This window comes from Bacteroidales bacterium (assembly GCA_035353855.1).
Classification (GTDB): Bacteria; Bacteroidota; Bacteroidia; order Bacteroidales; family CG2-30-32-10; genus DAOQAK01.
This window is the reverse complement of sequence record DAOQAK010000031.1, coordinates 21,764-46,983: the sequence shown is the minus strand read 5'-3', so window position 1 is coordinate 46,983 and position 25,220 is coordinate 21,764. Positions and strand designations below refer to the sequence as shown.

18 protein-coding genes are annotated in these 25,220 nt (G+C 36.0%); 16 read left to right on the top strand and 2 right to left on the bottom strand.

The annotated features are described in order from the left end of the window. The 5 genes from PKK00_09275 to PKK00_09255 all read left to right on the top strand — a co-directional run. Window positions 1-8,536, top strand: an 8,536-nt coding sequence (locus tag PKK00_09275; protein HNW98585.1) for a choice-of-anchor L domain-containing protein, incomplete at its 5' end; no start/stop codon positions are given. A 48-nt stretch (window positions 8,537-8,584) separates the two neighbouring features. Beyond that, a complete protein-coding gene (locus PKK00_09270; protein HNW98584.1) occupies window positions 8,585-8,950 on the top strand; it encodes a hypothetical protein in 366 nt (121 codons plus the stop codon). Window positions 8,951-9,022: 72 nt separating this feature from the next. Further along, the gene (locus tag PKK00_09265) at window positions 9,023-9,850 is read left to right on the top strand and encodes an SLATT domain-containing protein (protein HNW98583.1); all 828 of its coding nucleotides are present in this window, start codon (window positions 9,023-9,025) and stop codon (window positions 9,848-9,850) included. A 10-nt stretch (window positions 9,851-9,860) separates the two neighbouring features. Beyond that, window positions 9,861-10,331 (top strand): hypothetical protein, encoded by a 471-nt coding sequence (locus tag PKK00_09260; protein HNW98582.1) that lies wholly within the window; start codon window positions 9,861-9,863, stop codon window positions 10,329-10,331. A 9-nt stretch (window positions 10,332-10,340) separates the two neighbouring features. Then, a complete protein-coding gene (locus tag PKK00_09255) occupies window positions 10,341-10,670 on the top strand; it encodes a hypothetical protein (GenBank protein ID HNW98581.1) in 330 nt (109 codons plus the stop codon). Between the two features lie 7 nt (window positions 10,671-10,677). Here the strand turns inward: PKK00_09255 and purL are convergent, their stop codons facing one another. After that, window positions 10,678-12,921 carry a phosphoribosylformylglycinamidine synthase subunit PurL gene (gene purL, locus PKK00_09250; GenBank protein HNW98580.1) on the bottom strand — a complete coding sequence of 748 codons (2,244 nt, stop codon included), beginning with the start codon at window positions 12,919-12,921 and terminating at the stop codon, window positions 10,678-10,680. A gap of 88 nt (window positions 12,922-13,009) precedes the next feature. Here purL and PKK00_09245 point away from each other — a divergent pair, with 88 nt between their 5' ends. The 6 genes from PKK00_09245 to PKK00_09220 all read left to right on the top strand — a co-directional run bounded on the left by PKK00_09245 (window position 13,010) and on the right by PKK00_09220 (window position 18,896). Further along, window positions 13,010-14,347, top strand: a complete 1,338-nt coding sequence (locus PKK00_09245) for a hypothetical protein (protein ID HNW98579.1) — start codon at window positions 13,010-13,012, stop codon at window positions 14,345-14,347. Next, window positions 14,347-15,111, top strand: a complete 765-nt coding sequence (locus PKK00_09240; GenBank protein ID HNW98578.1) for an SDR family NAD(P)-dependent oxidoreductase — start codon at window positions 14,347-14,349, stop codon at window positions 15,109-15,111. Before PKK00_09245 ends, PKK00_09240 begins: the two co-directional genes overlap by 1 nt. A 141-nt stretch (window positions 15,112-15,252) precedes the next feature. Beyond that, complete coding sequence (locus PKK00_09235) at window positions 15,253-15,921, top strand: zinc ribbon domain-containing protein (protein ID HNW98577.1); 669 nt, start codon at window positions 15,253-15,255, stop codon at window positions 15,919-15,921. A gap of 267 nt (window positions 15,922-16,188) precedes the next feature. Next, window positions 16,189-16,578: a hypothetical protein gene (locus PKK00_09230; protein ID HNW98576.1), complete on the top strand. Its 390-nt coding sequence runs from the start codon at window positions 16,189-16,191 to the stop codon at window positions 16,576-16,578. Window positions 16,579-17,129: 551 nt separating this feature from the next. Next, window positions 17,130-17,477, top strand: coding sequence for an AMP-binding protein (locus tag PKK00_09225; GenBank protein ID HNW98575.1), 348 nt, complete (start codon window positions 17,130-17,132; stop codon window positions 17,475-17,477). Window positions 17,478-17,501: 24 nt separating this feature from the next. Beyond that, entirely contained in the window at window positions 17,502-18,896 is a 1,395-nt protein-coding gene (locus PKK00_09220) for an AMP-binding protein (protein HNW98574.1), read from the top strand. A gap of 722 nt (window positions 18,897-19,618) precedes the next feature. Here PKK00_09220 and PKK00_09215 read toward each other — a convergent pair. Next, window positions 19,619-20,485: a T9SS type A sorting domain-containing protein gene (locus PKK00_09215; protein ID HNW98573.1), complete on the bottom strand. Its 867-nt coding sequence runs from the start codon at window positions 20,483-20,485 to the stop codon at window positions 19,619-19,621. 517 nt (window positions 20,486-21,002) lie between these two features. On the opposite strand from PKK00_09215, the gene PKK00_09210 reads away from it, so the two are divergent. The 5 genes from PKK00_09210 to PKK00_09190 all read left to right on the top strand — a co-directional run bounded on the left by PKK00_09210 (window position 21,003) and on the right by PKK00_09190 (window position 25,165). Further along, the gene (locus PKK00_09210) at window positions 21,003-22,103 is read left to right on the top strand and encodes a T9SS type A sorting domain-containing protein (protein ID HNW98572.1); all 1,101 of its coding nucleotides are present in this window, start codon (window positions 21,003-21,005) and stop codon (window positions 22,101-22,103) included. An 11-nt stretch (window positions 22,104-22,114) separates the two neighbouring features. After that, complete coding sequence (locus tag PKK00_09205; GenBank protein ID HNW98571.1) at window positions 22,115-22,681, top strand: hypothetical protein; 567 nt, start codon at window positions 22,115-22,117, stop codon at window positions 22,679-22,681. A 218-nt stretch (window positions 22,682-22,899) separates the two neighbouring features. Further along, complete coding sequence (locus PKK00_09200) at window positions 22,900-23,556, top strand: hypothetical protein (protein HNW98570.1); 657 nt, start codon at window positions 22,900-22,902, stop codon at window positions 23,554-23,556. 321 nt (window positions 23,557-23,877) lie between these two features. Beyond that, window positions 23,878-24,633, top strand: a complete 756-nt coding sequence (locus tag PKK00_09195; protein ID HNW98569.1) for a DUF169 domain-containing protein — start codon at window positions 23,878-23,880, stop codon at window positions 24,631-24,633. A 16-nt stretch (window positions 24,634-24,649) separates the two neighbouring features. Further along, complete coding sequence (locus tag PKK00_09190) at window positions 24,650-25,165, top strand: hypothetical protein (protein ID HNW98568.1); 516 nt, start codon at window positions 24,650-24,652, stop codon at window positions 25,163-25,165. Window positions 25,166-25,220: the final 55 nt, after the last annotated feature.

Here is a 25,220-nt window from a genome sequence, read left to right as displayed (position 1 = left end):
TTTTATTACGTCAGCTACTGTTAGTTCTACCACCTATGCGCAGGTTACACGATCGTTTACACCTGTTTCTAATGGAACATATTATTTTGGAATTCGAATTAATGCAAATAGTACCCCATATTATATTGGCTTTGATGATTTTTCTCTTACCGAAACTGTAAGTTGTTTAACCCCCACAACACAAGCTTCAAATATTTCTTATACCAATACAAGCTGTTTTTATGATGCTACCGTAAACTGGACACGCGGTAATGGAGATGCATGTGCAGTATTTATAACACAAGGGAACGCTGGAGGTGCAACTCCGGTGGATGGTACTGAATATGTTGCTAACACAACCTTTGGTAATGGAGACGATGATGGCTTTGGATGGTACTGCATATATAACGGAACAGGCACAAGTGTTACAGTAAACGGGTTAAATGCAAGCACCACCTACAGGGTACATATTTGTGAATATAAATGTTTGGGTACTAACATAAAATATTTTACTTCTACAGCTGCAGCTAATAATCCAAAGGATTTAACTACAGGTTCTACATGTACCTATTGTACAGGCAATTCTACAATCTGTAGTGAATATATTTCACGAGTCCAGGTTGGAACGATTAATAATCCTTCAACTTGTACAGCAGGAGGATATAAAGACTATACTGCGCTATCAACAAATATGACAACCGGTATAGGCTACTCAATGACTGTTACAAATGCAAATGGAAATGGATTTCCCTCTGACCAATGCGGTATTTGGATTGACTGGAACCGCGATGGGGATTTTAATGATGCCAATGAAACCATAACAGGAATTTCAGGTACACCTGGAAAAGGACCTTACACTAAAACTATTTCTCCACCTTCGAGTGCATCCGTTGGTAGTACCAGAATGAGAGTCAGGATAGCTTATTCCGAAACCCCTTATCCTTGCGGTACTGCATCATACGGTGAAGTTGAGGATTATACAATTAATGTTGCTTCAGGAGCATGTACTACTCCCGGAACTCCATCAATTACTTCCACTTCAGGAGTAACAGAAACCAGCGCCACATTTAACTGGGCAGCCGGCGCCCCGGCAGGAAGTGCAGTAGTATCGTATTACTGGGCTGTTGGTACCGTTGCTGGGGTTGACTATGTTAGCGATTATGTTGACCGTGGTATAACAACGGATTTATCAGCTACATCGTCATTGTTAAGCTGTAATACTACTTATTACTGGACAGTAAAAGCTTACACAAGCTGTAATGGAACATCTTCAGGATACCCTGCCGCAACTTCATTTACTACCAGCGCTTGCCCTGTTGTTCCTGCCAATGACCAATGTGCAGGAGCAATTGCAATAACCTGTCCTTCGAGTACACCAGGAACAACAGTAGGTGCTACAACAACAGGTGACCCAACAGCTACCTGCGGTACTACTATTACTGCTCCCGGGGTGTGGTACACCTATACTTCAACAGGGGTGAACGATGTAACTGTTAGCCTTTGCGGTTCATCATTAGATACAAAACTTAGCATATACACAGGTGCATGCGGAGCATTATCCTGTCTTATCGGTGAAGATGATGATTACACCGTATGCGGAGATAACGACCCTTCAATTACATTTTCTACTACTGGTGCAGGAACCGTGTATTATTTATTTGTTCATGGAACTGGTACCAGTACAGGAACTTTTACAATTAATATATCATGCTCAGCAATTGTAGTTCCCGGATGCCCCACTCTTACAACACCTGCTAATGGGCAAATAAATGTAGGTTCACCAGCTTCATTGAACTGGACTGCTCCTACAACTGGTGGTGCAGTTTCATATTATAAATTATATTTCGGGACAAACAACCCACCGACAAATATTAACAACGGGATAAATATTGGAAATGTATTAACATATTCCCCTCCCCTTTCTATTGCTACTACATATTATTGGGAAATAACTGCTGTTAATTCAGCAGGCGAAAGTGCCGGATGCGAAATAAGGCATTTCACTACAGAAACATCATCAACACTTGTTGTTGATAATACAACGTATAGCGCAGAAGATTTGGTAAACAATTATTTGGTTTCAGGATGTTTGGAAACAAAAAACATTAAATTCACAGGTAATTCAGCTCAGATTGGATATTTTACAGGTGGCAGCAGTACGATAGGATATTATTCAGGATTAGTTCTCTCTTCAGGAAATGCAAAAGATGCAGAAGGACCTAATAATGTTTCCAATAAACAAACCAGCTATGGTAGAGCCGGAGACTCTAATATTGATGCTATTGTAAGCCCTGATAAGTCAAATGATGCATCAGTTCTTGAATTTGATTTTAAACCTTCGAGCAATACTGTTTCTTTCCGTTATGTGTTTGCTTCAGAAGAATACAATGAATATGTAAATAAATTTAATGATGCTTTCGGATTTTTCTTAACCGGTGGTTCATATACAAATAAAAATATTGCTTTAATACCCGGAACCTCCACCCCTGTTACAATTAACAATGTTAACAATGGTTACAGAGCTGCTCCTGATAAAGGAACAGGTCCTTGTACAAATTGTTCATATTACCGTGATAATTGTAATGGTGGGCTGGGATATAATGTACAGTGCGATGGATTAACTACAGTACTTACAGCTACCGCATCAGTTACTGCTTGTAACTGGTATCATATAAAGCTTGTTGTTGCCGACGTTGGTGATGATATCTTAGATAGCTGGGTGTTCCTCGAAGCAAACAGTTTTACTTCAGGCGATGGTATTACTTTGGCAACTGCTAATCCTACTGCTACCGATGTTAGCTATGAAGGATGTACTTCTTCAATAGTATTCACAAGAGCTGACGTTACAAACACTTCATCACCTATCTCTGTAAGTTATACTATGAGTGGCTCAGCAACCAATGGTACTGATTATAGCTCATTATCCGGATCAGCAACTATTCCGTCAGGTGAAACATCAGTTACTGTACCTGTAGTTGCACTTAATGATGCCAGTACTGAAGGAGAAGAATTAATAATTCTTACTGTTAACAGCGGGGGTTGCCCATGTAGCGCTGTTACTTTAAAAGATACAATAAAACTCAGAGATTATACAGATGTTACGGCAAACATTGTGCAAGCAGACCAGGCAGTTTGCTCCGGAACATCATTGGCTTTAACAAGTTCGGCAACAGGAAATCTGCTTCAATATACATGGCATAGCGGTTCTTTAACAGGTCCAATTCTTACACATAATGCAAACTATACTACACCTGCTTTAGCTTCTGCAATAAACTACTATCTTGTTGTTAAAGATTCCTGCGGAAATACAGCATCAGATAATATACATATCACAATAAGCGCTAATTCAAGTATTCCTACTTCAGCAACGGCAACACCAGCTACTATATGTAATGGGGAAAGCTCTTCACTTGAAGTTGTTGGAGGCACATTAGGCTCAGGTGCCGACTGGCATTGGTATAAGACCAATTGCGGAACAGGAGCTGTAGGAACAGGTTCACCATTATCAGTATCACCTACAGGAACTACTACATATTATGTAAGAGCAGAAGGAACTTGCAACACTACGGGTTGTGTTAATGTTACAGTAACTGTAAATCAACCAGTAACTGTTGATGCCGGAACTCCTCAAACTATCTGTTCAAGTTCTACGGTAACCCTTGCAGGTAGTATTGGAGGAAGTGCATCAAGTGCCACATGGAGCGGTGGTACAGGAACATATAATCCAGATAACACTACTCTTAATGCTGTTTATACTCCTACTGCTGCTGAAATTGCTGCAGGAACTGTTACTTTAACTCTTACAACCAATGACCCTGCTGGACCATGTCCTGCTTTAAGCGACGATGTTACAATTACTATTAATTCCGCAGCAACAGTTGATGCTGGAGCGCCTCAAACTATTTGCGGCGGTTCTACTGTTACTCTTGCCGGAGTTATTGGCGGAGGCGCATCCAGTGCTACATGGAGCGGTGGCGGAGGAACTTATAATCCAAACAACACAACTTTAAATGCAGTTTACACGCCTTCTGCTGCTGAAGTTACTGCCGGTACTGTTAATCTTATACTTACAACCGACAACCCTTCCGGACCATGTAATGCCGTAAACGATAATGTTACCATAACAATTAATCCAATACCCACTGTTGATGCCGGAGCACCTCAAACCATTTGTTCTGATGGCACAGTTACTCTTACAGGAAGTATCGGCGGTGGCGCATCAAGTGCAACATGGAGTGGTGGTACAGGAACTTATAATCCAGATAACACTACACTCAATGCTATTTATACTCCTTCTTCTACTGAAATTACTGCAGGAACTGTTACTTTAACCCTAACTACTGACGACCCTTCAGGACCTTGCGGAGCAGTAAATGATAATGTTACTATAACTATTAATCCTTTACCTACTGTTGATGCCGGAGCCCCACAAACTATTTGTGCAAACTCAACAGTAACACTTGCAGGAAGTATTGGTGGTGGCGCATCAAGCGCAACATGGAGTGGCGGCGCAGGAACTTATAATCCGAATAATACAACACTCAATGCAGTTTATACTCCTTCTTCTACTGAAATCACTGCAGGAACTGTTACTTTAACTTTAACCACCGATGACCCTACCGGCCCCTGTGGTTCAGTAAATGATAATGTTACAATAACTATTTACCCCTTACCTACTGTTGATGCAGGAGTGCCTCAAACTATTTGTGCTGACCAAACAGTTACTCTTGCAGGAAGTATTGGCGGTGCTGCCACAAGCGCATCATGGAGCGGTGGTACGGGAACATACAATCCTAATAATACCACACTTAATGCTGTTTATACTCCTTCTTCTACTGAAATCGCTACCGGTACAGTTACTCTTACTTTAACTACTGATGACCCTGCCGGTCCTTGCGGAGCAGTAAGTGATAATGTAATTATTACAATCAATCCGTTACCTACATTATACAGTGTAACAGGAGGAGGTCAATATTGTTCTGGTTCTTCAGGTGTTCCTGTTGGATTAGATGGTTCACAAGTTGGAATATCATATCAATTATATCTTAACGGAAGCCCGGTAGGACTCCCTGTTGCAGGCACAGGTGCTGCTATTTCATTTGGAAACCAGACAGCAGCAGGAACATATACTGTTATTGCAACCAATACAACAACTAACTGTGATGTTAACGTTACCGGGAGTGCTACAGTTGTAATAAACCCATTGCCTGTTGCCAATGCCGGTGCTGACTTCAGCATACCTCATGGAATATCTACCAGCTTAACCGGCTCGGCCACTGGTGGTAGCGGGTCATACAACTATTCATGGACACCTGTTGACAGTCTTGTGGATCCTAATGCTCAGAATCCAAATACCTATAATTTATATTCTACTACAGAGTTTATTTTGACTGTTACGGATTCGCTTGGATGTATTGATACTGATACGATTATTGTAACAATCACTGGCGATTCATTAAATATAAGTTCATTAACTGCAACTGATGATACTATCTGTTACGGAGAATCAACACAATTGCAAGCTTTAGGAAGTGGTGGAAGTGGCGTGTACACTTATTCTTGGACATCTGTTCCGGCTGGTTTTACAAGTTCAGCGTTCAACCCAACAGTTTCTCCTGCAACTACAACAATGTATATTATAACTCTTGATGACGGATATAATACAGTTGTTGATACGATAAACATTACTGTTAATCCTTTACCATTGGTATATGTAGTTTCAGGTGGAGGTTCTTATTGCGGTGGAACTGCAACAGGAGTAAATGTTTGCTTAAGCTTATCACAACTTGGAGTAAGTTATCAATTGCAATGTAACGGAACAAACATAGGAACACCATTGGCAGGTACAGGTGCTGCATTATGTTTCAATAATCAGACTGTTGCCGGAACTTACACTATTGTAGCTACAAATGTTACTACATTATGCGTAAATACAATGAGTGGTTCAACAACAGTTTCAATAAACAACCCACCTGTTGCCAATGCCGGTTCTGATGCTACTATTCCATATGGAACAAGCACAACATTAAATGGCTCTGCTACCGGTGGCAGTGGTTCTTATTCATATTCATGGTCACCTGTCGGAAGCCTTGTAAATCCAACAAATCAGAACCCAACAACTACAAACTTATATACCAATACAACTTATACACTTACTGTTCTTGACTGGGCAACCGGATGTAGCGGAACAGACCAGGTGAATATACTTTTATCAGGTGTTCCTATAAATATAAGTTCAATCTCAGCAACTCCAAGCTCAATCTGCCTGGGTACATCTACCCAATTAAGCGCAGTAGCTGCGGGTGGTAATGGAACATATACTTATGCATGGACTTCGAACCCAATAGGATTTACATCCAACATTGCAAACCCTGTTGTATCACCAACTGTAACCACAACATATACTGTAGTTGCAAATGACAGTTACAATACAGCATCTGCATCTATCACAGTTACTGTTAATCCTATCCCGGTTGCACATGCCGGTAGCGATACTACAATCTGCCTTGGCTTTAGCTTGAATCTTAACGCTACTGGTGCAGGAGTCGGAGGTTCATATGCATGGTCACCTGCAACGTACTTAAGTGCAACTAATATTTATAATCCTGTTACTACTCCTGCATCAGCTATTACCTACGTTGTTACTGTAACTGATATTAACGGATGCTCATCAACAGATGATATAAATATTACATTATTTAATACAGAACAAGTTAATGCCGGAATTGACCATACCATTTGCAACGGACATGAAGCACAACTAAATGCTTCCGGTGGGGATAGTTTTATTTGGACACCTGTATCAACATTAAGTTCTGCAACTATTTCCAATCCTATAGCTACACCTGCAATTACTACTACTTATACAGTTATTGCAACAGATAAACATGGATGTACTTCGATGGATAATGTTGTTGTTAATGTAAATCCTGATGTTGCAGTTACCACAAGCAACGATACCACAATTTGCAGTGGCAGTTCAATAAACATTAGCGCATCAGGTGGCACCGATTATATATGGAGCCCTGCTTCAGGCTTAAGCAGCACTACCATTGCCAATCCTATTGCTAATCCTCAAATAACGACAACATATTATGTTACTGTTTCAAATACATATGGTTGTTCTGATGTTGCCGATGTAATTATTACTGTAAAAGAAAGTCCTGTTGTAAATGCAGGTTCTGATGTAATAATTTGTAACGGCAATTCTATACAACTGCATGCAAGCGGCGGTGATTCCTATTTATGGTTACCTGATAATTATTTAAGTTCTAATACTGTTGCCGACCCGATATCGACTCCACCGATAACAACCACTTATGTGGTAACCACAATATCAATAAACGGCTGTTCTGGTTCTGATGACATAACAGTAAATGTTAATGCATTACCAACCATTGATGCAGGACAAGCTGTAACTATTTGTAAATATCAAAGCACTACACTTGTAGCTACAGGAGGTAGTTCTTATACCTGGGATAATGGCATCGCTAATAATTCTATAACCGTTCACCCGATATTAAATACTATTTACACTGTTACGGGAACAGATATCAATGGTTGTACAAATACCGATAATGTTGCTGTAACTGTGTTAAACTATGAGCCACCTGTAATAACTCCTGATGGTCCTGTTTTCTTCTGTGATAACGATCCAATCGATGTAAATTTAATTTCTACAACAGGCTACAGTTCATATTTATGGAATAATGGTTCGATCTCATCATCAATTCATGTTACTACAGCAGGAGCTTATTATTGTGAAGGTGCTTATACTAACGGTTGTTCCGATACTTCTAATGTAATTATAGTAGGAAATTATCCATCACCCGATGCACCTATAATCATTGCTGATGGTCCAATCAATTTCTGTGAAAACGATTCTGTAGCTGTAAATCTGTCTACAAGTGTTTTATATAATTATTACAATTGGTCAACGGGATCGGTTACTCCTTCTGTTCACGCTACACATGCAGGATTTTACTGGGTTACTGTAACTGATGTTCATGGCTGTTCGTCAGTAAGCATTGACCCGTTAGAAATTACCTTTACTCCACTTCCGGTTGTTTATTTCAATTACGGATCTAATGGATTGTATTATGAATTTTTCAATTTCTCATTAAACGGTAACTCTTATCTATGGTATTTTGGTGATGGAACAACTTCTACATTGGAAAATCCTACCCATACATATACTGATTATGGAACATACCCTATTGTTTTAGCTGTAACCAATATGTGCGGAACCAGCCTTGATACAGTATGGATTACCGTTAACACCGGCGCAGGAATAGATGAAAATGAACCGGTAGATAATCTTACAATTTATCCGATTCCAACGAAAGACCTGTTGTTCATGTCATTTGAAACGTACAACAGCGATATAGATTTTTCAATAGTAAATATCCTTGGGCAAGAATTATATAAAGAATCGCTGGGTACTATCAACGGAAAATATAAGAAGGTCATTGACATGATGAGTTATCCAACCGGTGTATATTTCCTCCGGATAAAATCAGAAAAAGGAATAATCAATAAAAAAATTGTAGTGAATTAAAATTTAAAAACCCCTCCGATACAGAGGGGTTTTTTTTATATTTGCTAGATGGAAAAAAGAAAATGCCTCGAATGTAAAGAAGTTTTTACAGGAAGGAGCGATAAAAAATTTTGTTCCGACCAATGCAGAAACTCGTACAATAATCGTATCAACAGCGACACGACGAATTATGTTCGTAACGTAAATAATATTTTAAGAAAAAATCGCCGGATACTCCAGGAGCTGAATCCTATTGATAAAGCAAAAGTGCATAAAGATAAACTTCTTGAAAAAGGTTTTAACTTCAGGTATTATACAAATGTATTGATAACAAAAAAAGGAACAACATATTATTTCTGCTACGAGTACGGCTACCTCCCACTTGATGCCGATTTTTACTTTCTTGTAATCAATAAAAAAATTACTGAAGAATAATTTTCATATTTATTTTATTTATTTCTTAAATATTTCTTTATTTGCAAAAGCTACTTTAAAAAGCAAATAATCATGGATGGAAAAATAAGAAACAAATATGAAAATTATTCATGGGATGCAAATACAGCCCCAGCAAAAATAAATGAGCTTTACGATCAAGTGATTGAACGTATTATTTTTTATACAAATTGGTATAAAAAATATAAAGGCACAAAAAAATGGTGGTCGAAAAAAGTGCGTTTATTTGCAATTATTCTTTTCCTTATAAGTAGTTTGGTTCCAATTATTTTCCCTTTAATAAAATCTGACAACTACGGATGGATTCTTAATATTGGTTATATAACTGCCGCTATTGGCGGAGGCTTGCTATTCCTTGATAAATTTTACGGATTTTCAACCGGATGGATGCGTATAAATTCAACCATGCTAGAATTGGGTGATGCCCGCAGGGATATTGAACGAACCATGCTGAAAGAAAAAATCGAGCATAAAGCCGATACGATTGAAGGTTTTATTGCATTGCTTGATGTTATTAAAAAATTTGATGACACCGTAAGCAATATTGTTAAAGCCGAAACCGATGTATGGCTGAAAGAATTTTTTGGCGGGAATGAAGAATTGCAAAAACTTTTAAAAACCCAAACTGAACAACTTAAACCAAGCGACCTTAAAATAAGCGTTAAGAATTATAACCTATACAAAAATATTCAACTCACGGTTGATAATACTGCAAAAGGAGAGATAACAGGTGGTTCGTATGTTATAAAATCAATTTATCCCGGTAATCGAACTATTTATATCACCGCTTTAAAAACAGATGGAAATAAAGAAGTAAAGAAAACTGATGTTGCTACTGTTAAAGCAGGAGAATTAAATACAATTGAACTTTCACTCGAATAAATTTTAATTTATGCACGTAAAAATAATACAACTCCATTTTAAAACTTTTCTTTTAAGTTTTATTATACCGCTCATACTTGCAAGCTGTAGTGTCAGGCTTATTGGCGCTTACGACCAGGTAACCGACGAAAGCATTCAACAAATACAAAACGAAATTTCTACTCTGATTGTAAAAATTGAAAGAAACATCGATAACAAAACATTTGATGAAAACAAGTATGATAATTTCAAAACTTCTTATGAAAATATTTTCGGTGAAATTGAAAGCTTGAAAATCAGATGCAGCGCTATTCCTGATTATAAACTTGTTCTTGACCAGGTTGAATTGCTGAAGTTAAACATCCGTAACCTCGAAAGCTTGCATAAACTGGGCTTCAGCACTAAAGAACAAATTACACCCGTTAAAAGTGCTCTGGAGATACAATTTGTAGCAATGATAAAACTGCAAAATGCTTTGAAAAGAGAGAAACAAACAAAATAAAAATAACTTATGCCAATAAATACTGAACAAATATTAAAACAGATGCTTGATGAATTTAAAAAGATCATCAGCGATAAATGGCCCGAAATACGTGATACTGCAACCGATGGATTAAAAAAGATATCCGAAAATATTGCTCAAATCGAATTGATGAAAGCCAATAATACCATTACTCTCGAACAGGCTCAGCTACAGCTCGACATACAAAAAAACACTTTAAAAACAATACTTATCACAGAAAAAGGATTAACTCTGCTTGCAGTAGAATCAGCTATTAATGCAGCTCTCGGCATTGTAAAAGACGCTGTAAATACAGCAATAGGCTGGACTGTTTTATAAAAGGTATTTACTTCACTTTCATAATTTCATCAATAACATTATCGTTTGCTTTTTTATAATCAGAAACTTTTCCAAACGATTCGCCATCAATAATTATTTCTTTTCCGCGAACTGTTCCGAGTAAGGTAAATACTGCTTTTGATTTTGTCATATATTCAATAAAAGCATCTTCATTTTTAGGTTCCACTGAAACCACTACCCTGCCCTGCGATTCGCCAAACAGGTATGCATCTTTACGAATGTCGATATCCGTTTCTATTTCAAAACCTAAATTGCGATACATTGCTGATTCCAACAAACTGATAAATAATCCGCCTTCAGAAACATCATGAGCTGAAGCTATCATCTTATTTTTTATCAATCCTTTCACGACCTGATGCATATTGAATTCCTCATCAATATTGAAATACGGAGGAGGTGATAATTTTACTTTATGATAGGAATAAAGATATTCGCTGCAATTAATATCATCGTGTGGCTGACCAAGAATATAAATAATATGGCCTGCTTTTTTAAAATCAAGAGTCATCTGGAATTGCTTGTCAGGCAAAATTCCCAGCATTCCAATAGTAGGTGTAGGATAAACCGGTTCTATTTTATCATCAATCACTGTTTGATTATAGAAGCTAACGTTACCGCCAGTTACAGGAGTTTGAAATTTTTTACATGCAGTGCTCATTCCTTTTATCGCTCCAACAAACTGCCAGTATACTTCAGGATTATATGGATTCCCAAAATTCAGGCAATTGGTGATTGCTGAAGGCTCGCCACCAGCACAAACAATATTTCTGGCAGCTTCGGAAACGGCTATCTGTGTACCTATTTCGGGATCAGCATAAACATATTTTGAATTGCAATCAGTGGTCAATAACAAAGCTTTATTTGTTCCTTTAACATTTACAATACCCGCATCTGATGGTGCATTGGTTGACATATTCTTTGTTCCAACCATCGTATCGTATTGTTCGATTACCCATTTGCGCGAACAAATATTTATATGCTTTGCAAGAAATACCGCAACAGCTTTATAATTTTCAGGTTCCTTAATATCATTAATATTAAATTTCTTTGATGCTGCAAAATATTTTGGTTCTTTATATTCTCTTTGATATATCGGGGCTCCGCCTCCAAGCACGAGCGATTCAGCGGGTACATCGGCAACCAGTTCGCCATGCCAGAAGAAATTCAAACGTTCGCCTTTTACCACTTCGCCTATCTGAATACAATTCAAATCCCATTTATCAAAAATTTGGGTAACTTCTTTCTCTCTTCCCTTTTCAACCACTACAAGCATGCGTTCCTGCGATTCGGAAAGCAGTATTTCCCATGGCTCCATATCGGTCATGCGTAATGGAACTTTATCGAGCCACACGTTCATTCCATGTTCGCCTTTAGCCGACATTTCGGAAGTGGAACAAATAATTCCGGCAGCGCCCATATCCTGCATACCCACAACAGCGCCTGTCTTGATAATTTCAAGTGAAGCCTCGAGTAATAATTTTTCCTGGAACGGGTCGCCAACCTGAACGGAAGGAAGTTTTTCGGAAGTCGATTCAGTAATATCTTCAGAAGCAAAAGTTGCCCCGTGAATACCATCTTTACCTGTTGATGAACCTACAATAAATACAGGGTTTCCTGCACCTTTGGAAGTTGCTGAAACCACATTACCCTGTTTTACAATTCCTACAGACATGGCATTTACCAAGGGATTGGTGTTGTAACACTCATCAAAATAAATTTCACCACCAACAACAGGAACGCCAAAAGCATTACCATAATCGCCAATTCCTTTAACAATACCTTTCAATAACCATTTGGTTCTGTCGAGTTCAATATTTCCAAAACGTAATGAATTCAATTGTGCTACCGGACGAGCGCCCATTGTGAAAATATCGCGGTTTATCCCGCCAACACCCGTTGCAGCGCCCTGGTATGGCTCAATTGCAGAAGGATGATTATGCGATTCTATTTTAAATGCACAGCCTATTCCATCGCCAATATCAACCAATCCGGCATTTTCCTCACCGGCTTTTGCAAGCATATGCGGACCATCTTTCGGTAATGTTTTCAACCAGAAAATTGAATTCTTATAGGAACAATGTTCCGACCACATAACAGAATATAAGCTGAGTTCAGTAAAATTCGGAGTACGTCCGAGAATTTCTTTTATCTTATCAAATTCTTCTGGCAGCAAGCCCAGTTTCTTAACAGCTTCGGCAGTTACAGGAATATCCTTCGATTTATATGACATTATTTTAATTTTTATATTTTGAGCAAATGTAATTAACATATTACAGAAGGAAAAAAATTGATTTTACATTTTTTCAACAATAAGTAAATTGTCTAAATTTGAGGACATTTTGAAAATGATGGAATACCTGCTGGTAATATTTTATACTGCAATCTTTGTTTTTGTAATTTATAAACTTCCATTCTTCAAGTCGGAAGGATTATCGTCAAAAACACTTTCGGGAATTTTTATTTTGAAAATTCTTGCAGGCATTACTATGAGCCTTATTTACACTTACTACTACACCGACCGTAATACCGCCGATATTTTCAAATACTTTGATGACAGCAAAATTATGTATGATGCTTTATATAACAAACCCGGTGATTTTTTCAGGATGCTTTTCGGGATTAACAATAACAGCGCATATTTCGATACTAATTACTACAAAGTGATGAACAACTGGTATCGGGTTTACGAAAGCAATATATATAATGAAAGCCACACCATTATTCGTTTTAACGCATTACTGCGTATTTTTTCTTTCGGATATTATAATGTTCACACGGTTGTTATGTGTTTCCTTTCCCTAATTGGACTGACAGGTATTTATAAGAGTGTAATAAAATACACTCAAGGAAAAAGCAAAGAAATGATCTTCGGCATTTTCCTGATGCCTTCCGTTTTGTTCTGGGGCTCGGGAGTACTGAAAGAAGGACTATTATTTTTTGCAATCGGAATACTTCTTTATCACTTTATAAAAATAATTCACAATTTTAATTTCATCTATTTTTTGTGGATTGTTGCTGGTTGTGTTCTTCTGTATTATACTAAATTTTATATTCTTGCTATTGTAATTCCTATTTTAATTTCACATTTCTGGGTATATAAAACCAACGAAAAAAATATTCTTCTCAAATATTGTATTGTATTTTTCGCATACATCATAATAGGTTTTAATCTTCATTACATTTTTCCCGATTACAATATTATTGATATTCTTGTTACCAAACAGCGCGATTTTATTGGGCTTGCCAAGTTTATGAATTCTGGGAGTTATATAGAGATTCCTGTTTTATCGCCCGATATTTTCAGTTTTATTAAGTATTCGCCAGTTGCTTTTTACAATACATTGTTTCGTCCTTATTTTTTTGAAACAGGTTCTATATTCATATTATTTGCAGGCATTGAAAATTTTTTAATACTTACAATTTTATTTCTTTCAATAATATTTTTCGACCACAAACAAATTCATAAAAGTTTTTTCTATGCAAGTTTATTTGCTGTAATTTTCATGTTTGTGCTTACAGGGTTGATAACACCGGTAATGGGCGCTATTGTTCGTTACAAAGTTCCCGCACTTCCGTTTCTTATGATTTTATTGTTCATGATGATTGATAAAGAAAAACTAATAAATAAAATTCCTTTTCTCAAATTCTTAAAATAATGAAAAGAAAAATTGCATTGATAACAGGCGCAACTGCCGGGATTGGCAAAGCATGCGCATTTAAGTTTGCCGAAAATAATTACGATATTATCATTACCGGCAGGCGCTTAAAACAACTTGAAGAAGTTGCAAAAGAAGTAAAAGAAAAATACAAAGCAGATGTTCTTGCTCTGAATTTTGATGTTAGGAAATTAAGCGAAACAACAAAAGCCATTGAATCGATAGATGGCAAATGGAAAGCAATTGATGTGCTCGTGAACAATGCCGGACTTGCTGTAGGGATGAACCCGATTAACGAAGGAGTGATTGATGACTGGGAACGCATGATTGACACAAATATCAAAGGATTGCTTTATATAACCCGACTTGTTAGTCCGTTAATGGTAGAACGAAAACAAGGGCATATAATTAATATCGGCTCGATTGCAGGTAAAGAAACCTATGCAAATGGAAATGTTTATTGTGCCACCAAATCGGCAGTTGACGTACTGTCCAAAGGAATACGCATTGATTTATTGAAACACAATATTAAAGTTACAGCAATTCATCCGGGCGCTGTTGAAACTGAATTTTCAATTGTTCGCTTTAAAGGCGATACCAATACCGCAGCCAATGTTTACAAAGGTTTCAAGCCACTAACAGGAATGGATGTAGCGGAAACTATTTATTTCACTACAACTTTGCCGGCTCATGTAAATATAAACGAAATGCTTGTATTGCCCACTGCACAAGCGAATACAGTGCATACTTATAAGAGTGTTTAATTGTTTGTGGTTTGCTGTTTGTAGTTCAATTCAACTGTTCAATTGTTCAACTCTTCGATTGTTCAATTGTTGATTGTTTCTTTATTTCAATAGGTTTAATAATATTACCTATATTTGATAGAAATAGTTTTAAAATAAATTATGGATAATTTTATCGAATTTCGAAGGTTTCCCAACTTTGATGAAGCATCTGAGTTAATAGGTATTCTGGACTCAAACGGAATCCCATACCAGGTTAATGTCAATGATTCTGCTATTCATTTTGATTTAGCAGCATCTTCAATTAATCCGTTTGACAAACAAATAATCATACAAATCAAAGAAGAAGATTTTGAAAAAGCTGATTTATTATTAAAAAATATTCCCGTTCAAAAAGAAAATAAATCAACTGTTAAGAAATGCCCGAATTGCAATTCCGAGGTTGAAGAAAATTTCGACATATGCTGGAATTGCCAATACAGTTTTTCTGAAAAAAGAGTGGTTCCGAAAAATGAATTTTTAGATGTCTGCCCGAATTGTAACAAAGAAGTTGATGCTTCGTTTGAATTCTGCCCTAACTGTCAGCATAAACTTGGGATAAATGCCATACCACGCGACAACAAAAGTTACGAAGGCAAAATGAAAATAGATTGTTTGCGATGTAATGTTCCTATGCTATACAAAGGGAACAGTAAATTCCACGAAGGAACTAGAATTGGTGCATTAGGTGATTTGTTTGAACTCTTTACTAATCGCGAATCGTTCGATTTATATTTTTGTCCGCAATGCGGTAAAATCGAATTCTTTTTACCGGATGATGATGAAAAATAAAATATTAAATTAGCAAAGTTTAAAAATTTATAATTTTGATTTTATAAAATAAAAACATAGCTGTATGAAATATCCATGCAAACGATAAATTTGTACTAAACAAAATGATTAAAATAAGTGAAGGAAAAAATAAAGCATGGATATTCACGAGCAAGCCCGTGTTGCGTCCCGATGAATATCGGGAGTGCTATCGAGCCTGCCCGACTGGCAAGGTGGGCCTGCCCGACTGACAAGGCGGGTAACTATAAAAACTTAAAATTTAAACAGATGAAAAAAACAATTTTATTAATTGCAATTATTTTTTCTTTTATTTCCTGCTATTCTCAAAAACACAAGATCACTAAATCTGATATTATTGGCTGCTGGGTGCATTCAAACGAAGAATGCAACCCGGATTCTGCATTTACAGTATATAGACCATGCGATTATAAAGAGTTACCTCCAAGAAGATTCCGATATAAAGTCGAATTCAAAAAAGGTAAGAATTGTTCCTGGCTTGCACTTTCGCCAAGTGATAAACACGAAATGCAAGATGGGAAATGGAAATATAAAGCAAAAGAGCAAAAAATAGAAATCTTTGATAAAAGCGGAACGCTTGTTAAGACTTTCCACCTGATAAAAATAAGTAAGGATATGATGAAAGCAAAAAGCGAATAAAAAAGTATTTTAAGAGTATATGCCGCCAGCCTTGCCCGCCTCGATGGTAAGCGGATCGACGAGGCAGATAGGCACAACCCAATTAACTGAGCGTGCTTGAAAGCTATATAGTCTTGAAAGTTTAGTACCTACGGTACAATAAGAAGTGAGTTGTACCTTTCTATACCAAGCTGTTGTCCCAAACGGAACATAATAATAATAAAATAATGTTGTTTCGATACAAATAATGATTTTAAGTAACATCAGTTATTAATTAAGCAAATGAAAATCATTTTGAATATTTATTTATCGAATTCATGTATCTATAAATATAATTATATTTACGATTTATCTATTTAACGTAAATGATTTTATTTTTTTTTATTTTTGCCGCTTTGAATTATAATACCGATGACATATTCATTGTAAAATTTAAAATATCCTTTGGGCTATTTTAAATTAACAATTGGTATAAAAATTAATTTTTACCAATTTTCAAAATACTACTTATTTCTTATTTTTTTATAGGGAATAAATTATAAAGCTTACACTGCTTATTTAATATTATTTTCATGGAAATAAAAAGAATTTTTGATCTTGTTTCCCAATATCACGAGAACTGGCCCGAACGGACTGATGCTCTTGCAGGGAAAGATAATAATGCCTGGGTAAAATTCAGTACAACCGGTTTTGTTGAAAATGTAAACAATATAAGTTATGGTTTGCTTGCTCTCGGTATTGAGAAGGGCGATAAAATTGCATCAATAACATTCAACAGACCCGAATGGAACTTTATTGATATGGGCGTACAACAAATCGGGGCGATACATATTTCCATATATCCCACGATAAGCGACAAAGACTACGAATATATTTTAAAACATGCTGAAGTAAAATATATTTTTGTTGCAGGCATTTAAATGTATCGCAGGATAAGTCATATTTTGCCAAATATCCCAACCATAAAAACTGTATACACATTTAAAAACCTTAAGGGACTTCCGCATTTGGGAGAGCTTATTGAACTTGGAGAAAAAAATAAAGTTCCTGAAAAATTACAATCCATCAAAGATTCAATAACCGAAAACGATATTCCAACAATTATATACACATCAGGAACTGTAGGCAATCCCAAAGGGGTATTACTGACTCACAAAAATATTATAACCGACTTTATCGCTTTTTCCCAAATCCCTCCTTACGAACCGGGAGTACGCGCAATGAGCTTTCTCCCTATCTGTCATGTATACGAAAGAACCGTTAATTATTTTTATTTGTATAAAGGATACTCGGTATACTACTGCGATAACATTGCTAATGTAGGTGAATATGTTAAAGAAGTAAAACCACACATCATGTGTGTTGTTCCCCGCCTTCTTGAAAAAATTTATGATAAAATAGTGAATACAGGAAGCAAACTTAAAGGTATCAAAAAATATATTTTCTTTTGGGCTTTACACCTTGGACACCGTTATGAGCTTGATAAAGCAAAAGGCTGGTTATACGAAATGGAATTGAAACTTGCACGGAAATTAGTGTTCTCAAAATGGAAACAAAGCCTGGGTAATAACCTTGACATTATTGTTAGCGGCGGAGCAGCACTACAACCAAGACTTGCACGTATTTTCTGGGCTGCCGGGTTTCGTGTGCTTGAAGGATACGGGCTTTCCGAAACATCACCTGTAATTACCTGCAATGATATTATTGCTAAAGGAACAAAATTCGGAACTGTAGGAAAAGTGCTGGAGGGCGTTGAAGTAAAAATTGCAGATGACGGGGAAATCATTGTGTATGGACCAATAATTATGAAAGGATATTATAAAGAACCTGGACTCACAAAGGAAGCCATTGATGATAAAGGATGGTTTCACACAGGCGATATTGGCGAAATAGACAATGATGGTTTTTTAAAAATTACCGGAAGGAAAAAAGAAATCTTCAAAACATCATTTGGTAAATACGTTGCACCACAACTTATAGAAAACAAATTCAAAGAATCCGATTTTATTGATAACATTATGGTCATTGGGGAAAACCAGAAATTCGCGGCAGCACTGGTAGTCCCTGATTTCAACAACCTGCGAAACTGGTGTGCATACAAAGGCATTGTTTATACAACAAACGATGAAATGCTTAATTTACCACGTATCAAAAAACGTTTTGCAAAAGAAATAGCAAAATATAATGAACACTTTGGTGATACCGAAAAAATAAAAAGCTATGAGTTGATGAAAAACGACTGGAGTATAGAAACCGGCGAACTCACTGCTACCCTTAAACTCAGAAGAACTTTCCTTAATAAAAAGTACGCTGCTGAAATTCAAAATCTTTTTAGTTAAAAATAGGTATAGGGGTATAATGTATAGAGGAAATAAGGTAAAAATTTTTGATTTCAGATTTGAGATTTGAGATTTATGAATTATGAATTGAATATTTGTTTTGTGTTTTTAGGTTGAGCCGCTGGTTTGGTTGATGGTTTAAAGTCGAAAGAAAATAAAATTATTTTTTATTCATCATCAGGCTTCGATGAACTCAGCCTGACCGTGCGCCTGGCGCCATATTGAGTTTATCGAAATATGGTGCGATGGAATTTTACTTTCATCAAATAACTTTAACCTTAACAAGCCGCTATTCCTATATACTTTTGACTTTAGGTTTACATAAATAATTTTAGATTTAAGATTTGAGATTTATGAATTATGAATTGAATATTTGTTTTGTGTTTTTAGGTTGAGCCGCTGGTTTGGTTGATGGTTTAAAGTCGAAAGAAAATAAAATTATTTTTTATTCATCATCAGGCTTCGATGAACTCAGCCTGACCGTGCGCCTGGCGCCATATTGAGTTTATCGAAATATGGTGCGATGGAATTTTACTTTCAACAAATAACTTTAACCTTAACAAGCCACTACTCCTATATACTTTTGACTTTAGGTTTACACAAATAATTTGAGATTTAAGATTTGAGATTTGGGGTTTCAGCTTTGAACTAAAAAAGAAGGCCTCCCGAATATAAAAAAGGGAAGCCCAACTCCATCCAATTATTCTAACATCAATATAAAACTATGAAATAATAATTTTTTTTGTAGCTTGCTTTTTACCTTGTTTTATGTTTATCATATAAGTTCCTTTCTCATATGCTTTCATATCAAACTGACGTGTATAAAGTCCATCAGCCTTTTCCAATATCTCTTTCAGCAGTTGCTTGCCATTCACATCAGAAACAGTTATTATGGTTTTGTTTTTCTCATCTAACGGAAATGAAATATTAAAATAACCATCCGCAGGGTTTGGGAAAACTTCAATATCAATTGAAGATTTACAGTTTTTAATTTCTTTTTTTGAATCGTCGTTCTCGATAATTATTTTTTTGTTGAATACTACATTTCTGCCTTTGTCATCTTTGCCGAAAAGCTGAATATCCATATCGGGTTTTTCAGTTTTATCAATAGATTCATTATCCTGTTTGTCTTTATAACTTTTTATTATCATCCGATGATCATTCAAATCGCGGAATAATGAATCGTTACTTCCCGGAAAATTGAATTCCCTAATTATTGAATCAATATTAAAATTGTATTCAAATTCAGGAATATTAAAATCGTTCTTAAAAAAATCGTCAGCGCCAAAACTAAAATCCTTAAACATATTCTGCATATCCGAAAACTTTTTCATCATATCAGAATTATAATTTCCCTGGTCAAAATTGAAATTAAAATTCCCAAATCCCTCCCCGGTCAGCGAGTCTTCAATATTCATATTGCCATCGCCGGTATATTCTTTTTCATTAATAATCGTATCGCCATTAATTATTTTCATGGTTTTAATTTTCATGTACGATTTGCTTTGCGAATTATTTTCCTGTGCAAAAATTATATTGCATGTGGTCATCATTAAAATGAGAAATGCAATTTTTATTTTTGTTGTCATAACAACCTCCTTCTTTTTACGCAACAAATTTACACCAGCTTAACTATACAATTCTATAAACAAACGTTAACAAGGGTTAAAAAAAGTTAAGCAGGAATTTATACAGATTAATTCACAAAATCTATGAAATAAATTATTACAAATAATTCGTTTATTTAACACAGAGGTTCACAAAGTAATAATATAGAGGAAGTCAAAGAAACAAATCAAATTATTGAATTAATATAGTATAATGTTAAGTCAGATATGTCACATTGAGTTTATCGAAATGTGAACATTCTGTATGCGATTCATTCTTCGATGAACTCAGAATGACCGCCATTTCAAATTCAATTTACAATTGGTAATATACCGATACGGAACAGGTCGCCGCTGCGACTGCAAAAATAATTTTTCAACAAGCGTTCCTATCGGTATAACACGTTCTAATCAAATTTGCTTTTGCATTCTTGATAAGAACGAGTATAAATAGGTTTTAAAATAATTTTTCTAACTTTATCCCATAAAATTCCCTACGATGAAAAAATATTTCTTTTTCTTTTCCATAATATTTTCATGTTCTTTTGTTTTTTCTCAAACATATAATCCCTGGGAACGTAAAGTATATATGGCCTCATCAATTAATGAAATTGATTTTACCCGCGATTTTGCATTTTCAATTTCCCCGGCAGCAAAACCCAGCGCAGTAATTGATTCAGCATACCAGGTATTATTGTATTATGTAAAAATGGAAAGTGCTGCCGATACTGAAAAGATAATGGTTACCTCTTCGCCGGATGGTGATTTTTTTTCAACACCACAAGAAGTAATTATCAATGGCTCATCTGTTGTACACAAGTCGGACCCTTGTGCTGTAATGCTTCCCGACTGGAGAATAAGATTATTTTATCTGAGCTACGATCACAACTCACATATTGAATTACATCATGCTGCATCCTCTGATGGAGTTACATTTACCGAAGAACCCGGAATTAGTTATTTTGATTCAGCAGGCATTTCCAACCCCGATGTTTTCAAAGTAAACTCCTTATGGAATCTTTTCTTAACTAAAAATGATTCGGGACTGATCAGGTGTTCATCAATTGATGGTTATACATTCCAGGAAGATTCCAGCTTTCATTGGAATGCAGGGGGCTCAAGTTCTACAATGCAGGTATCATGCGGATTGTACAGGTCATACCTGGCTAAGAAAGGAATTATCAGCGCTACCTTTGGAAGTTCTATTGAATTACACACAGAAGACGATTACAGAATTATGCAGAATGAAAACGAAATAATCGGCAATCCAACAGTAATCATTCCCGGTTCGTACATAATGTATTTCGATTCTTATTCCACGCTTTCCATTCCAGAAAATAAATTGCATAATGATAAAGTGCAGTTATATCCCAATCCTGCAGAAAGCGAAATAAATATCAATATCCCCGGTATCAATGAAAATGAAAAAGCCGATATGACAATATACAATAGCATTGGCGATATTGTGCATTCCGAAAAATTAACTATGCCCGCGAATAAAAGCATTTCAGTAAACGTGAACAATAAACCCGGGGGTTTTTATGTTATTAAAATAAGCACACTCAAAAATATTTATTCAGGAACATTTATAAAAAACTAAACACAAACATTATGAAAAAAATTTCTTTTTTCCTGCTTTCGCTGCCTGCATTATTTATGTTATCGTGCAGCAATAACAGCAATACCGAAACCGAAAACAAAGACAAGAATATTTTGGTTGAGCGTATACAGTATGATGTTTTTATAAAATCGCCCAATGCTGATTACGACTGGTGGCGCGAAAATATTGAAGGTTCCAAAAGAGAGAATTTTGTAAAAACCATTCTCGACCTTGCATATACAGGTAAGGTAAAAGCCTACGATTACGATAATACACCGCTTACACCCGAACAGGCAAAAGGTATTCTTAATAAAGTAGATACCATTTCAATCCAGGATCCCAATAATACTAATGTGTATAAGGACACCGTGATTAAAAACATAACAGATATAAAAGAAATTTCTAAAGTGCGTTTCCTGGAAGAATGGTCGTATGATGATAAAAAACTTTCTTTCAATAAAAAAGTTTGCGGCGTAATGCTGATGCGCGAAAACTATGATGATTCCCTTAACCTTAGAGGTTACTCGCCAACATTCTGGATTTATTTTGATAAAGATTACCCGGCTAAGTTGAAGTAATGATTTAGAAGAAATATATTCAATAGAGCAATACTAAAGTTAGCGGTCAGGCTAAGACGATAGAGCTAACTTGAAACTGATTGTAAAAAAACGAACAGAAACAATGACAGGACATGAATAGATTTATTGCATATTTTGACTACTTAGGTTTTAAGGAGTTCATTGAGAACAACGACTTGGAATATCAAAGTCGAATTATCGGCAACAATTTTCGGGACATGGAAAGTGCACTTGGACAAGGTAAGTTTAAAGATGCACCTCACGGAGTGATTGCAGATATTTCAAAATCAAAAATTAACTGCATCAACTTTTCTGACACAGTTGTTTTCTTCACAAACGACACCAGCGAAACTTCGCTTATAGAAATTCTTGAAGTCGCTTACAAATTCAACTGGCAAGCGATTGACTTTTGTTTTCCTGTAAGAGGTTCTTTGGTTTTTGGAGAGATGGTTTATGTTGACTTTAAACAAAATAATGGAGGTGGTGGTATTTACAATATCAATTCCGTTTACGGTAAGGGTCTTGTGAAAGCACATTTAAGAGCGGACGAACAACATTGGGCAGGGACAGTTCTTGACGAAAGTTTTACAACTGAAATTGCAAACAGAGGACATAATCTTGACGAATTTCTTTTACCTTATGCTAAAAGATATAAAGTACCTTACAAAACAGGAAACGAAAGAGCAGACGAATTTGTTTTGAATATTGTAAAAGGTACAGTCAATGATGAGGCACTAAAAAATATGAGCAAGAACATTCGTGATAATTTTGCTCAATACAACAAATCAGTTGCTGACGACAGAGTGCAACAAAAAATATCTAACACACTTAGGTTTTTAGAGAGCTATTATGTAAAAGAGGAACAGACGACATGACCACAAACTTAACGAACACGATAACAAACTTCTAATGAACAGTTGTGCGGACACTGGACTTGACGGCTTCGGACAAAAGGAAGCCCGAACCGCTAACACGCATTTGCTGTCAGTGGTGGGTTTGTGGCTCGTTGGACAGGAAAGCAGTAAGGCAAGCTTTAGTGCTTTCTAGATAATTTATCGGTTAAAACCGCCACCGAACAGCAAGTGCGAGAACGTTATAATTTTTGAAAAATATTTTATCATATTAATCTTTTTATTCTTATGTTCATTTATTTTGACAAATAGATAGTATTCCACATAAAAAATAATTTTCAAATCATGAAACCCGAACTGAAAGAAAAATTCATCACACTTTGGAAAAAATATTTTGGTAATGCCGAGCTTCCAATAACTTTTTTTTATTCCGATAATGATGCTGGCGCTGAATGGGCAGAAAAACCTAAAGGAAGAAGTTGCCTTATTTGTGAATTGGCAAAAGTAAGAAATGGAAAATCGCTCGTCTATCAGGCTGATGCTATTGCCTGTGGCGGCGCTAAAAGATATTTGGGCTTTACCGATAAAATGCGTCCGGGTTTTGAGTATTTTCTTTCGTGCGGAAATGCAAACATGGAAGGCGAACGTTATATCCACACTCCGGAAATGGTTTTGGAATTAATGAAGAATCAAAGCAAACTGCCAATCGAAGGGAAAAATATTGTTTTCAAACGTTGGGATAATATTAGTGAAACCGATGAACCGGATGTAGTTATATTTTTTGCAAAACCTGATGTGTTGTCGGGATTGTTCACGCTTGCCAATTTCGACCAGGTTGACCCCAACGGCACCATTACTCCATTTGGCGCAGGTTGCGGAAGTATTGTTTATTATCCTTTTCTTGAAAGTAAAACAGAACGACAAAGAGCCGTTATAGGAATGTTCGACCCTTCGGCACGTCCATGTGTTCCCGAAAATGTTTTATCATTTGCCATACCAATGAAACGTTTTGAAAAAATAATTGCATACATGGAAGAAAGTTTCCTGATCACCGAAACATGGACCACAGTAAAAAACCGAATTGAAAAAAATAATTTTTAATCAAAAAAAAACACTCATGAATAATCAAAATGAAATCCTTGCCAAACTTGCCAATAAATTAATCACGAAATTAACAGCCATTGAAAGTATTGCAGTATTATTTATATTAACAGGCTTGATCTTAAAATCATTTGACATTTCACAAGGAAGAATTTTACTTTTAATATCGTTAGGAACTCTTTCATTGGTTTATTTTTTACTCGCTTATAAGTCAATGGAACCGGATGCATCAGTAATGGTAAAATTTTTAAATAAATTAGTTTATTGGGCATTTAGTATCTGTGTTGTTGGAATATTATTTCGCATCCAAAACTATCCTGGGTATATCGTAATGATCAATACCGGGTGTATGACGCTTCTTTTATCAATTGTCATAAGTGTTATGCAGAAACAAAATTTAGGCAGCAAACTTATTATCAGGATAATCATTATTGCTGCTATAGGGTTATGTTTACGCTATACTCCAAAAGAAAAGCTTATCGAACTTAAAATAATTCATCCAATCGAGAAGACCAGTAATCCAAAACAATAAACTATTTCTTTTTTCTATAAATTATATTTCTTCCTCCGGCCAACAATTCTGATTA

Bases quoted from the DNA above. Each gene is read 5' to 3' on its own strand.
- PKK00_09270 (HNW98584.1), top strand. From the start codon at position 8,585: ATGGAAAAAAGAAAATGCCTCGAATGTAAAGAAGTTTTTACAGGAAGG.
- PKK00_09265 (HNW98583.1), top strand. From the start codon at position 9,023: ATGGATGGAAAAATAAGAAACAAATATGAAAATTATTCATGGGATGCA.
- PKK00_09260 (HNW98582.1), top strand. From the start codon at position 9,861: ATGCACGTAAAAATAATACAACTCCATTTTAAAACTTTTCTTTTAAGT.
- PKK00_09255 (HNW98581.1), top strand. From the start codon at position 10,341: ATGCCAATAAATACTGAACAAATATTAAAACAGATGCTTGATGAATTT.
- purL (HNW98580.1), bottom strand. From the start codon at position 12,921: ATGTCATATAAATCGAAGGATATTCCTGTAACTGCCGAAGCTGTTAAG.
- PKK00_09240 (HNW98578.1), top strand. From the start codon at position 14,347: ATGAAAAGAAAAATTGCATTGATAACAGGCGCAACTGCCGGGATTGGC.
- PKK00_09235 (HNW98577.1), top strand. From the start codon at position 15,253: ATGGATAATTTTATCGAATTTCGAAGGTTTCCCAACTTTGATGAAGCA.
- PKK00_09230 (HNW98576.1), top strand. From the start codon at position 16,189: ATGAAAAAAACAATTTTATTAATTGCAATTATTTTTTCTTTTATTTCC.
- PKK00_09225 (HNW98575.1), top strand. From the start codon at position 17,130: ATGGAAATAAAAAGAATTTTTGATCTTGTTTCCCAATATCACGAGAAC.
- PKK00_09215 (HNW98573.1), bottom strand. From the start codon at position 20,485: ATGACAACAAAAATAAAAATTGCATTTCTCATTTTAATGATGACCACA.
- PKK00_09210 (HNW98572.1), top strand. From the start codon at position 21,003: ATGAAAAAATATTTCTTTTTCTTTTCCATAATATTTTCATGTTCTTTT.
- PKK00_09205 (HNW98571.1), top strand. From the start codon at position 22,115: ATGAAAAAAATTTCTTTTTTCCTGCTTTCGCTGCCTGCATTATTTATG.
- PKK00_09200 (HNW98570.1), top strand. From the start codon at position 22,900: ATGGAAAGTGCACTTGGACAAGGTAAGTTTAAAGATGCACCTCACGGA.
- PKK00_09195 (HNW98569.1), top strand. From the start codon at position 23,878: ATGAAACCCGAACTGAAAGAAAAATTCATCACACTTTGGAAAAAATAT.
- PKK00_09190 (HNW98568.1), top strand. From the start codon at position 24,650: ATGAATAATCAAAATGAAATCCTTGCCAAACTTGCCAATAAATTAATC.